The organism is Paenarthrobacter sp. PPS72 (assembly GCF_048537125.1).
GTDB classification, from domain to species: domain Bacteria; phylum Actinomycetota; class Actinomycetes; order Actinomycetales; family Micrococcaceae; genus Arthrobacter; species Arthrobacter nitroguajacolicus_E.
The window spans coordinates 1-11557 of sequence record NZ_JBLYIE010000053.1; the positions used below are offsets into that span (position 1 = coordinate 1).

At 58.7% G+C, this 11557-nt stretch carries 13 protein-coding genes; 8 read left to right on the forward strand and 5 right to left on the reverse strand.

Going from position 1 to position 11557, the window contains the following annotated elements:
* Positions 1–442: 442 nt before the first annotated feature.
* The gene (locus tag ACLRGI_RS19190) at positions 443–1033 is read right to left on the reverse strand and encodes a hypothetical protein (RefSeq protein WP_419203139.1); all 591 of its coding nucleotides are present in this window, start codon (positions 1031–1033) and stop codon (positions 443–445) included.
* A gap of 348 nt (positions 1034–1381) precedes the next feature.
* Entirely contained in the window at positions 1382–2242 is an 861-nt protein-coding gene (locus ACLRGI_RS19195; RefSeq protein ID WP_419203140.1) for a sigma-70 family RNA polymerase sigma factor, read from the reverse strand.
* A gap of 102 nt (positions 2243–2344) precedes the next feature.
* On the opposite strand from ACLRGI_RS19195, the gene ACLRGI_RS19200 reads away from it, so the two are divergent.
* A complete protein-coding gene (locus ACLRGI_RS19200) occupies positions 2345–3328 on the forward strand; it encodes an Lrp/AsnC ligand binding domain-containing protein (RefSeq protein WP_419203141.1) in 984 nt (327 codons plus the stop codon).
* 82 nt (positions 3329–3410) lie between these two features.
* On the opposite strand, the gene ACLRGI_RS19205 is transcribed toward ACLRGI_RS19200, so the two are convergent.
* Both ACLRGI_RS19205 and ACLRGI_RS19210 read right to left on the reverse strand, forming a co-directional pair.
* Positions 3411–3836 (reverse strand): VOC family protein, encoded by a 426-nt coding sequence (locus ACLRGI_RS19205; protein ID WP_419203142.1) that lies wholly within the window; start codon positions 3834–3836, stop codon positions 3411–3413.
* 82 nt (positions 3837–3918) lie between these two features.
* Positions 3919–4374: a VOC family protein gene (locus ACLRGI_RS19210; protein WP_419203143.1), complete on the reverse strand. Its 456-nt coding sequence runs from the start codon at positions 4372–4374 to the stop codon at positions 3919–3921.
* A gap of 186 nt (positions 4375–4560) precedes the next feature.
* On the opposite strand from ACLRGI_RS19210, the gene ACLRGI_RS19215 reads away from it, so the two are divergent.
* Both ACLRGI_RS19215 and ACLRGI_RS19220 read left to right on the forward strand, forming a co-directional pair.
* Positions 4561–4950, forward strand: a complete 390-nt coding sequence (locus ACLRGI_RS19215) for a DUF3054 domain-containing protein (RefSeq protein WP_419203144.1) — start codon at positions 4561–4563, stop codon at positions 4948–4950.
* A 72-nt stretch (positions 4951–5022) separates the two neighbouring features.
* On the forward strand, positions 5023–5301 hold the full coding sequence (locus tag ACLRGI_RS19220; RefSeq protein WP_017197606.1) for an Lrp/AsnC family transcriptional regulator: 279 nt from the start codon (positions 5023–5025) through the stop codon (positions 5299–5301).
* A gap of 18 nt (positions 5302–5319) precedes the next feature.
* Here ACLRGI_RS19220 and trpD read toward each other — a convergent pair whose 3' ends face one another.
* Positions 5320–6378, reverse strand: coding sequence for an anthranilate phosphoribosyltransferase (gene trpD, locus ACLRGI_RS19225; RefSeq protein ID WP_419203145.1), 1059 nt, complete (start codon positions 6376–6378; stop codon positions 5320–5322).
* Between the two features lie 148 nt (positions 6379–6526).
* Between trpD and ctaE the strand changes: the two genes are divergently transcribed.
* The 5 genes from ctaE to ACLRGI_RS19250 all read left to right on the forward strand — a co-directional run.
* Positions 6527–7165 (forward strand): aa3-type cytochrome oxidase subunit III, encoded by a 639-nt coding sequence (gene ctaE, locus ACLRGI_RS19230; RefSeq protein WP_503409149.1) that lies wholly within the window; start codon positions 6527–6529, stop codon positions 7163–7165.
* A gap of 87 nt (positions 7166–7252) precedes the next feature.
* Positions 7253–8041: a cytochrome bc1 complex diheme cytochrome c subunit gene (gene qcrC / locus ACLRGI_RS19235; protein ID WP_419203147.1), complete on the forward strand. Its 789-nt coding sequence runs from the start codon at positions 7253–7255 to the stop codon at positions 8039–8041.
* Between the two features lie 95 nt (positions 8042–8136).
* Complete coding sequence (gene qcrA, locus ACLRGI_RS19240) at positions 8137–9207, forward strand: cytochrome bc1 complex Rieske iron-sulfur subunit (RefSeq protein WP_043470287.1); 1071 nt, start codon at positions 8137–8139, stop codon at positions 9205–9207.
* Positions 9185–10858 (forward strand): cytochrome bc1 complex cytochrome b subunit, encoded by a 1674-nt coding sequence (gene qcrB, locus ACLRGI_RS19245; protein ID WP_419203149.1) that lies wholly within the window; start codon positions 9185–9187, stop codon positions 10856–10858. The genes qcrA and qcrB overlap by 23 nt, the downstream gene beginning before the upstream one ends.
* Positions 10859–11319: 461 nt before the next feature.
* Positions 11320–11557: helix-turn-helix domain-containing protein (locus ACLRGI_RS19250; RefSeq protein ID WP_419203150.1), on the forward strand; the 238-nt coding region annotated here is incomplete at its 3' end.

The following is an 11557-nucleotide window of genomic DNA, read 5'->3' on the forward strand; positions in this document are numbered from 1 at the left end:
CGTCCGCGCGCCGATCATCATTCAATGGCGTCGTTAGCGGACCCGTCTCTGACGTGGGAAAACGCTCAAAGGCAGGTTTGGACGAGTTATCTCATGTACTTCTACTCGTCCCACTTTAACGCCGATAATCTACATTATGTAAAGTAACACGATTCTGTTAGCTGATGCATGATCATCCGCCCATCCCCGGCTCATCCACGACCGTCTCGCCCAACATCGGGCAGGATACCTTCACCCGAAGCTGAGTTGACAAGTATTTGCGATGCGTAAGTTCTCGTCATTACCGGTGGGCAGTAAATCATGACAACAAATAATGAATTTGCATCATGCCATTCCAACACTTCAGGGAATATAGGCGAACAGTCATCCACCCGGGCAGATACCAATACAAACAGGGTGGGCGTTTCCCAAGGAAACGCCCACCCTGTTTTAGGCACGATATCTAGTCGGAGGGCTTGGCACTGGAGCGTCGGCGTGCAACGACTACCGATGCGGCACCTGCTACCAGTACGCCGGCTCCAGCTATGCCCCAAGCAACGAGGCCCGGATCAGCAGCCACCTTCTCCGCTGCTGCAGCCGCACCAGCTTCCGTGACGCTGGAGGCAGCTACGAAATCAGAGACCTCGTTGCCGCTTCCCTTGCCGTTGCTTCCACGTCCATGGTTACCGTTGTTCACGGCGACGCGTGCAGAGCGAACAATTCCGGATTCCGCCCCAACAGCAGCGATAACGTAGCTGCCGGCGTCCTCGAAGGTGATACTGGTGGAGATAGTGCCATTACCGTCAGCGATAGCGTCGAAGTTTGCCGGCGCGCTCCCCCGCGGGCCACCCCTCTTCTCAAAAGTGATGGTGACGGCTTCGCCCGGGGTGTATCCCCCGGCGGAGAAGGTAATGGATTCACCGCGGTCAATGGTGCCGTCCGAGACGGTTCCTTGCTCATTACCTGGCGCCGGGTAGGTGCTGGCTGCGGCCGGCGCAATACCCGCGAACATGACTGTTCCCGCAACCATAAGTGTTGTGATGGTCTTTTTCATCTGTTTCCCTTGAGATCAATTATGGAATTACATTTATAAAGGCCTGATCCGATAAGTATGTAATTTGTGGAAATCCCATAGTCATAGCAAGCGAAACAGTATCATCCAGGTGGTGCCTCAGCAAGGCCGGATGCGACGGGTTACAAATGGTCAACGAGGCGTTTACTTGACAGTCCAATCTCAGTTTTTGAATTCTTGGTCTTAATTGTGACATCTTCAGCAAGTCCTATGACAAGCAGGTCGGCCCCCATCATTCGCCCTATCCGGCTGGGAACCAAAAAATGCCCATCCGGTAATCCGGACAGGCATCCACGTTGACTTGGAACGACTGTGACTGGAGGTTCCGTTCTATCCGATCCCTTCACCTGCCCCCTTCATCGCCCTCCGCATCTCGCGCAAGGTAGCCAACGCCACGGCACAATCCGGGCACTCCTGCACATGCCGTCGGATCTTGTCGTGGCCTGCCGCTCGTCCAGTGCCGAGGACAAACTTTCCGAGCTGTTGCGACACCTCTACACATGAATCCATGGGCGTCACGGGGACGTGATCCTGGAGGTACGCCCGCCGAAGTCCCTTGCGCGCGCGAATGAGCAAAGCGGAAACGCCGTTCGGGGTCAGTCCCATGAGTGGAGCAATGGCCCCGGGTTTCATGACTTCCACTTCGCTGTACCAAAGCACGGCCTGCCACCGCATCGGCAAGGACCGAAATGCCTGTGTCAGCGAAGACGGCTCCAAGGCATCCAGGGAGGGATCGTCATAGGAGGCCTCGCAGTCCTTGGGCACATCACTCAGAAAGCGTGCACGCCTTGCCTGCACGTTCCGTCGATGCGCCATCCTCCGCACCGTGGTCAAGAGATATGCCCTGAAGGACTCCGCAGGTCCCCTGCCGATAAGGAGCGCTCGGAAAACGGCCGCAAATGCTTCTCCTACCACGTCCTCCACATCGGAAGCGTTGTCAGATTCCACGCGGGCCACGTACGCCGCCAGATTTCGGTACTTCTTGAACAGTTCGTCAAATGCTGAAACATCGCCACCACGAATCAATGACAACAGGGATTCGTCACGTTGCCCGGGAGGTGGATCTACGCCAGTCCTTGGAGTTGATGCGTGCACCCTACTCCCCTGCCCGGTGGACGCCACTTTCCAGGGAGTAGCGCAGGATTCATTCTCGGAGGCCGAATCCGGGTAGACCGGGTTTGCAGCTGACATGGCTTCTCCTGGACACTGACGTTCTACGCGGACCCTAGAATCTAGGCAGCACTAAAAAGAGTCCACCGAATATGCAGCCAATTGAGGGGAAACGGATGCCAAATGCAGGATTACGACTTGGACGGGCGGGACCTAAGGCTCCTGCATGCACTGCAGATCCGCCCGCGCGCCCCGTGGGCCGCCCTTGCGCCCGTAGTTGGTGCGGACGCGGTCACTCTTGCAAGGCGCTGGAACGCACTTCAAGATGAAGGCCTCGCGTGGCTAGCCAGCTATCGAGGGCCAGGAGCGAAGTATGTAGGTGCGATCGTGGAAGTGGACTGCATTCCTTCCCGCATGACCGAGGCCACCTCGGATCTTGCCGGCGATGATGAGGTTCTTTCAATTGACCAAACGATCGGTGGCCGCGACCTGGTGGTGACGGTGCTGTGCCGGACAGAGGCGGACTTGGCTCGATTTGTGTTGGACAGACTTGCGAAAGTTGAAGGTGTGACCGGCACACGAACCCACCGCGGTATTCGTCTGCTCGCGGATGCGCAGCACTGGCGGCTACGATCGCTGCAGGACCACGAGGCACGCCAATTGGAATCGACCGTCCCACTGCCAGTCGCCGCACCCCGAGGGGTTACAGCCGAGGTCGAGGACGACCTTGCCCGTATTCTGCGCACCAACGGTCGGGCATCGGTGGCAGAGATATCCGAACTACTCGGAATCAGCACCACAAAGGCAAGAAGCGCCCTCGCCACCATCATTGCCGAGAAACGCCTGGTGCTCCGATTGGAGGTTGCGAGGCCTTACGCTCCCTGGCCCGTCGCAGTCTGGTATTTCCTACGGGTTCCAGCCACCATGGTGGAATCGGTTGCAGGCAAGCTTGTTGGTTTGCAGGAAGTCCGCCTCGTGGCCACAACCGGCGGCCTTTACTCAATCCTGATGCTGGTTTGGCTTCGCCGGGTAGAGGATATGACTGTGCTGGAGCGGCAGCTGGGCGAGCGGCTTCCTTTTGCCGAGATCCTGGATCGGTGCATAGTGCTGCGGACCCCCAAGCACATGGGCAACAGACTTAGCCTCGACGGCAGGCTCATCACCTGAGCCGTGAGCATGTAAGCGCAGACAACAACTGCCCCGCAGAAGTCCTCTGCGGGGCAGTTTCGATTTTTCGGGCGTGCCGGAACTACTGCTGTTGTGCTCCGGCGATGTTAACCAACCAGCCGATCCCGAACCTGTCGACGCACATTCCGAACGTGTCACCCCAGGGCGCTGTCTCAAGCGGCACGGTGACGGTTCCGCCGTCGACCAGCTTGTCCCAGTAGCCGCGGAGTTCTGCTTCATCCGCTGCCTCACCGCTCAAGGAGACGGAAATGTTGTCACCGGGGATGTACTGCATGCCGCTTGGGGTGTCTGCCGCCATCAACGTCAACCCGCTTGAAGTTTCCAGCATGGCGTGCATGACTTTGTTCGCTTCTGCTGGATCTTCGCTTGCCTGGTAATCGCCGAAGGTGCTGATGTTCAGTTCACCTCCAAAGACCGATTCGTAAAAAGTGATTGCATCGCGCGCGTTGTCCCGAAAGGAAATGTACGGGTTGAGGCGGGTTGTCATCGGTCAGTCTCCTCATTGTTGTGATGGTCACACGTGTGCCGCAATGCTAACAGCGCCGATAAGTGCCTGTCCCGCATGGAACTTAGGCGCCGTCGTAAGCCCTTTGCAGGGCGTTGATGTCAAGCTTGCGCATCTTCAGCATGGCTTCCATGGCACGCTGGGAACCTGCGGGATCCGGACCGTTTAACAGGCCGGACATGGCCGTGGGAATGATCTGCCACGATAGGCCGAACCTGTCCTTGAGCCACCCGCATTGACTCTCCTGTCCGCCCACCAGCAGGGCGTCCCAGTACCTGTCCACCTCCTCTTGGGAGTCGCAGTTCACCACCAGGGAGACAGCCTCGTTGAACGAGAAAGCCGGTCCCCCGTTGAGCCCCATGAACTGCCTGCCTTCGATCTCGAACTCAACAGTGAGCGCCTGCCCGTCGGGTCCCTTCATGGCCTGCCCCATGGATGAATGTTCGAAAGTCGATGTATAGAACTCGGCGGCCTCCGCTGCCTGCCCGTCGAACCACAAACAGGTGGAAATCTTATGCATCTGCTGCTCCTCCAAAGTCACCGGGAACTGCTTGTCCCCCGTCAGAGGCTAGTACCGTGAGATCAACCACACAACGTCCCACCGCGAAACCACCTCCTGGGAACAAAGGAGTGCCGGCAGTGCACCTTTCCCACGCTCAAGAGCTACGCTTCGCGCTGGAAGCAAGGCCCGGATAGTGTCGGGAGTATGCCTTCACCATCGCGATTGTGGATCCCCGCAGCTATTACCGACCTTTTGTTGATTCTTGTCTTCGCCGCCATTGGCCGCGACGCTCACTCCCGTGGAGACATCATTTCGGGGGCGTTCGCCACTGCGTGGCCGTTCCTGGCCGGAGCAGCCATTGCTTGGGGGCTCACGCGCGCCTGGCGGGCACCGTTGGTCGTTTGGCCATCCGGAGTGTGCATCTGGATCGGCACGGTTCTGGTGGGAATGATCTTAAGGGCTGTCACCGGCCAAACCGTCGTGCTGCCTTTTGTCCTGGTGGCGTTGATCAGCCTCGGCGCACTCCTCCTCGCATACCGAACCTTGGCTACATTGCTTCTGCGGGTATCCCGTAAGCGGCAACGCCGAGCCTGATCCAGCCCCGGCCAGCGGGAATGCACTAGGCTGGAAATCGTCCGCAACGATGCATTTCCGGAAAGGCCCCCCGTGATCACCGCTTTCGTCCTGATCAAGACCGATGCCTCACGCATACCGGAGACCGCTGAACAAATCTCGGCCATTCAGGGCATCAGCGAGGTTTACTCCGTGACTGGCGAGTGGGACCTCATAGCGGTAGCCCGAGTGACCAAGCATGACGAACTTGCCGACGTGATTGCGGATCGCCTGTCGAAGGTGGCGTCAGTGGTCCACACCACGACGCATATTGCCTTCCGGGCCTATTCCCAGCACGATCTGGACGCTGCCTTCGCACTTGGATTCGAGTAGAAGCAGGCCGCCTGTCTTTCAGCTTTGGCTGAGGGCCGTCCACTTTGCCAATACTTCGGCAGCTTTGCCGGAGTCAACGGATTCTGCTGCCTGCGCGAAAGCCGTGCGCATACGCTCTTCCAGGGTTCCCTCGGCATAAAGGTCGATTGATACCAACCCAGCCGCAGCATTGAGCAGGACGGCGTCGCGCACGGGACCAGTCTTACCATCGAGGATCTCGCGGACTACTGCCGCATTTGCAGCGGCGTCGCCTCCTCGAAGGTCTGCAACCGTGGAAGGGCGGATGCCCAGGTCGGCGGGCGAAAAGACCTGCTCCTTGACTGTTCCGTTCCTGATCTCCCAGACGGTGGATGGTCCAGTCGGGGTCAGTTCATCCAACCCATCGTCACCACGGAAGACCAGTCCCCGGCTGCCGCGGCGGGCCAGGACACCCGCCACCAAGGGCGCCATGCGCGCATTTGCAACGCCCACCGCCGAGGCTTGTACGTGCGCCGGATTGGTCATCGGTCCCAGGAAATTGAAAGCCGTGGGTACAGCCAGTTCACGGCGCGGTACGGCTGTGTGCCGGAACGAAGGGTGAAACATCTGGGCAAAACAGAAAGTGATACCCGCCTCTTCGGCGTTCCGTGCTACTTGTTCGATAGACAGGTCTAAACGGACACCCAAGGCTTCCAGAACGTCGGCCGAACCTGAAGTGGAAGAAGCAGCCCTATTGCCGTGTTTCACCACCTTGGCCCCGGCACCGGCGGCTACCAGGGCGGCCATGGTGGAGATGTTAACCGTGTTCAACCGGTCCCCGCCGGTTCCCACAATGTCCAACTTCTCGCCGGAGATCTCGATTGGATTGGCGTGCTGGACCATCGCCTCAACCAGGCCCGCCAGCTCTTCCACCGTCTCGCCTTTGGCGCGGAGGGCGACCAGGAAGCCGGCAATCTGAGCCGGAGTCGCTTCTCCGGACATGATGGTGTTCATGGCCCATTCTGTGTTGCCCACTGCCAGGTTGTCGCCGTTTATCAGTGCAGAGATGAGCCCTGGCCAAGTATTACTGGCTGCAGGTGCCGATGCCGGAGAAGTCACTCCCTGATGCTATCGAGCCAGCCACGCCCATGACCAATGTGAACGAAGTCGGGAACTTTTCCGCGCGAATTCGCGTCTTTGTAGAAAAAGTCTCCCGAATCGGTGGTTTGCATTGGGAACTCTGGACTTTTACAGACATAATGTCCTTGTGACATCTGCGACCCAAGCCCCCAGTACCCCGGCGCACCCGACGCTGAACCGCCCCAACCTGGTTTCTGTTGGAACCGTTGTTTGGCTGTCCAGTGAGTTGATGTTCTTCGCCGGCCTCTTTGCCATGTATTTCACCCTCCGCTCCACATCCGGAACGATGTGGGCCGAGGAGACGGCCAAGCTCAACTTCCCGTTTGCGCTGGTCAACACCATCGTCCTGGTGGCAAGTTCCTTTACTTGCCAGATGGGCGTCTTCGCCGCTGAGCGCCTGGAACCGCGCCGCACTGGTCGGCTCATGCAGTTCACTCGATGGGGCATGACCGAATGGTTCTCACTCACGTTCATCATGGGTGCCTTCTTCGTAGCGGGCCAGACCATGGAATACGCCATGCTCGTCTCGGAGCACGTATCGCTGTCATCCAACGCTTATGGCTCGGCCTTCTACATGACCACGGGCTTCCACGGCCTGCACGTCCTTGGCGGCCTGATCGCGTTCCTATTCATCATCGGACGCGCGTTTGCAGCCAAGAAGTTCGGACATTTTGAAGCGACCTCGGCAATCGTCACCTCGTACTACTGGCACTTCGTCGACGTTGTGTGGATTGGCCTCTTCCTGGTCATCTACGTCCTCAAGTAAGCCGGCTTTGACACATTTTTCAGTAGAGGCAGAATTTCAAGAAGCGGCTCTCGGAGCCGACGCAGGATCGAATAAAGGAACCACCACGTGAAGGCACTCTCGCAGAAGCGACGTCACCCACTGGCAGCCATTGCGCTGTTACTGATGGGCCTCATTCTCACTGGTGGGCTGTACGCCGTTGCCACCACCGTCAACCAGGCGAAGGCCGACACCGCGAACTTCAGTGCCAGTGACGTCGAGGAAGGCGGCAAGCTCTTTGCTGCCAACTGCGCCACTTGCCATGGTATGGGTGCCAGCGGAACTCAGGACGGCCCCTCGCTGGTAGGCGTGGGTGCCGCTGCAGTTGACTTCCAAGTTGGCACCGGTCGTATGCCCATGCAGATGAGCGGACCCCAGGCTCAGAAGAAACCCGCTCAATTCAATGAGCAACAAACCATGCAGCTCTCTGCATACGTCGCATCCCTCGGCGCGGGCCCGGCCATCCCTGAGGAGAATCTTCTCGATGGCAAGGGGGACGCAGCCAACGGAGGCGAGCTCTTCCGTGTCAACTGCGCTATGTGCCACAACGCTGCCGCTGCCGGTGGTGCCTTGACACGCGGAAAGTTTGCACCCGGTCTTGCCGGCGTAAGCCCTGAGCATATTTACGAAGCAATGGTAACCGGCCCTCAGAACATGCCCGTTTTCAGTGACTCCAACGTCAGTCCTGAGGACAAGCGAGACATCATTACCTTCCTGAAGACCATTGAAGCCAACGGTTCCCCGGGTGGCGCAGACTTGGGCTCGCTTGGACCGGTATCTGAAGGTCTGTTTGTTTGGGTTGCCGGTTTGGGTGTAATCATCGCATTCACTATCTGGTTGACGTCCCGCACGTCCTAGTCCGGACACACAAAACTTCTGCTGCACTGTCAGCAGTTTGAAACTGAAAATAACTCGGCCCAAGCCGAGACAACGAGAGAAGGATGAGGCGAATTATGGGCAACCATAGTGACGGCAGTCCGAACCACTCGGGCACCGTAGCTACGGCTGGTCAGAATGAGGTGGAGAAGTTCCAGGATCCTGGACTGCCTCCGCATCGTTTGCGCCTGGCTGACACGGACCCGGTAGCCGCAAAGCGGGCCGAGCGTCAGGTAGCCATATTGTTTGGCACCTCTGTTATCGGCACGCTCGTGTTCCTGGTGGCGTACTTTGCCATCGATTTGGGCGAGGATACCTCCATTGCGACCATCCGCACCCAGAACCTCCTTCTGGGACTCGGTACTGCGTTTGCAATGCTGGGCATCGGCACCGGAATCGTGCACTGGGCCAAGGCCTTGATGCCCGATCACGAAGTGTCGGAAGAACGCCACGCCATCCGTACTGAAGAAGATCGCCAGGCTGCAGTCCGGATCGTCGACGACATCGTCGACGAGACCGGAATTAAGCGACGCCCGTTGATCCGCAACACCCTTCTTGGTGCCGTTGCACTGGCTCCCCTGCCCGCCCTGGCCATCTTCGGCGATTTGGGCCCGCGGCCGGACAACGCTTTGGCGCACACCATGTGGGCGCCTGAAGGCGACAAGCTCAAGCGACTGACCCGTGACCCGGATGGCACCCCCATCAAGGCTTCGGACGTCACCATCGGCTCCGCCTTCCACGTGATCCCTGAGGGCCTCAATGAACTCCACGAGGGCAAGCTGAACGAGAAGGCGAAAGCCGTCGTTCTCCTGATGCGCCTGGACCCGGATTCCTTGAACCCTTCCGAAGGACGCGAAAACTGGAGCTACAACGGCATCGTCGCTTACTCCAAGATCTGCACGCACGTCGGTTGCCCGGTTGCCCTCTACGAGCAGCAGACGCACCACCTCCTGTGCCCCTGCCACCAGTCCACCTTTGACCTTACGCAGGAATGCAAGGTCATCTTCGGACCGGCAAGCCGTCCGCTCCCCCAGCTGCCCATCGCAGTTGACGCGGAGGGCTACCTCGTCGCCACCAGCGACTTCAGAGAACCTGTAGGACCGAGTTACTGGGAGCGTGACGAGCATGAGCGCCTCATCAACAGCTGAAGCCCCCTTCGTTCCGAAGACCAAGGTTGGTAGTTTCACCAACTTCGTGGACGAGCGTGTCGGCGGCTCCGGCATCCTGCGCGAATTTGGCCGGAAAGTCTTCCCCGACCACTGGTCATTCATGTTCGGTGAGGTGGCGCTGTACTCCTTCGTCATCTTGCTGATGTCGGGTACCTTCCTGACCTTCTTCTTCGATCCGTCCATGGCGGAAACCAACTACCAGGGTTCCTACACGCCGCTGTACAACGTCGAAATGTCTGTCGCCTACAGCTCATCGCTGAACATCTCGTTCGACGTCCGCGGTGGTCTGTTCATGCGTCAGGTTCACCACTGGGCAGCTTTGTTGTTTGTGGCCTCCCTCGGTGTGCACATGCTGCGCGTATTCTTCACGGGCGCTTTCCGCAAGCCCCGTGAAATGAACTGGGTGGTTGGTGGCGTACTGCTCATCCTGGCAATGGCTGCCGGCTTTACCGGCTACTCCCTCCCCGATGACTTGCTGTCCGGGAACGGCCTGCGCATCATCGACGGCGTGATCAAGTCCATTCCGGTTATCGGAACTTACACCTCGTTCTTCCTCTTCGGTGGAGAGTTCCCGGGTACAGCCATCATCGGCCGCTTGTACGTTCTGCACATCCTCTTGGTTCCGGCCCTCATCCTCCTGATGATTGTCATCCACCTCTTCATGGTGGTCGTGCACAAGCACACCCAGTACCCCGGACCGGGCCGCAATGACGGCAACGTCGTCGGTTACCCCTTGGGCCCGGTATATGCAGCCAAGGCTGGCGGATTCTTCTTTATCGTCTTCGGCGTCCTGGCGCTCATGGCGGCAGCGTTCACGATCAACCCGATCTGGAATTACGGTCCGTACGATCCCTCTCCAGTTTCGGCCGGTACCCAGCCTGACTGGTACATCGGGTTTGTCGACGGAGCCCTGCGCCTCATGCCGGGTGTCATCAACGACTTCCACTTCGAATGGGTCATCTTCGGACGTACCCTGACCCTGAACGTCCTGCTTCCGGCCCTCGTACCGGCCGGAATCATCTTCACCGTACTGTTCATGTACCCGTGGATCGAACGCTGGGTTACCAAGGACAACCGCGAACACCACGTCCTGGATCGTCCTCGAAACGCCCCAACCCGGACCGCCATCGGTGTTGCAGGCTTCACGTGGTACTGCGTTATGTGGGCAGCTGCTGGTTCTGACCTCATTGCAACGCACTTCCACGTATCGTTGAACGATGTGACGTATTGGCTTCGGACGCTCTTCTTCATCGGTCCTGTTATTGCCTTCATCGTGACCAAACGAATTGCCTTGGCCCTCCAGCGCAAGGACCGCGAAATTGCACTGCATGGTCGCGAGACAGGCCGTATTGTCCGACTCCCCCATGGTGAGTTCATCGAGGTTCACGCCCCACTGGATGAGTACAAGCGTTACAAGCTCGTCGGCTTCGAATCACCTGCTCCCATCCCGGCGCAGCCAAATGAGCACGGAGTGGTCACCCGCAAGGAAAAGCGCCGCGCGGCACTCTCCCGCTGGTTCTTCGAAGACCGTGTTGCCCCGGCAACGCCGGCGGAACTCGAAGCAGCTCACGCGCATGGCCACCATGAGGCCATCGCAGCTGGTGAAGACCAGAAGAGCCTGAGCCACTAGTTCTCAGCACGCGCGTTACGGGACGGGCCTGGTCCATCTTGGGTTCTAGCGGTCGTTGCAACACCCAGAGTTTTTGGGAGTTGCAACGACCGCGCCTCGTTTAAGCGGTGTTTCGTCGGGTCCGAATCGGTCCGGGCATGACTGGAAGAGGGCGTTCCACGAAGTTTTTGATCGTCTTAGGAACACCACGGCGGCAGCCAAGTTGCTCGCGCTTCAATTCCAATACATACGCTGGCTGGGTGGGAAGAGCCGGCTTAAGGAGCCAGTGAACCACTGGTACCGGACCGCACTTGGGGAAGGAAGAGTTCTTCCGGCTGTGTAAAACAGGTCTGTCCCGGAGTGAAGCAGCAAGGTCGGTGGGCGTTATCATTCGCACAGCCAGGGACTGGGACCAAGGAATTCGGAAGTCATCAAATCGACGCGTCTACCCCGACGGGCGAGTAGTCGAGTACAACCGGCGAGTGAGCATCCTTCCAGCTGTGTCCAACCCGGTCCCGAAGTCCATCGATGCGCGGTTTCTATCGTTGACGGAGAGAGAAATGATCCGCGATATGGTCGCCGGCGGTTCTTCAATGAGAGCGTTCGCCCAGACACTGGGCCGTTCTCCCTCCACCATCAAAGCTGCTCATACGCTGGTCTCCGGAACAGATCAGCAACACGCTGATCGAAGAGTTCCCCCCTACGTGTCAGGCTGGAACG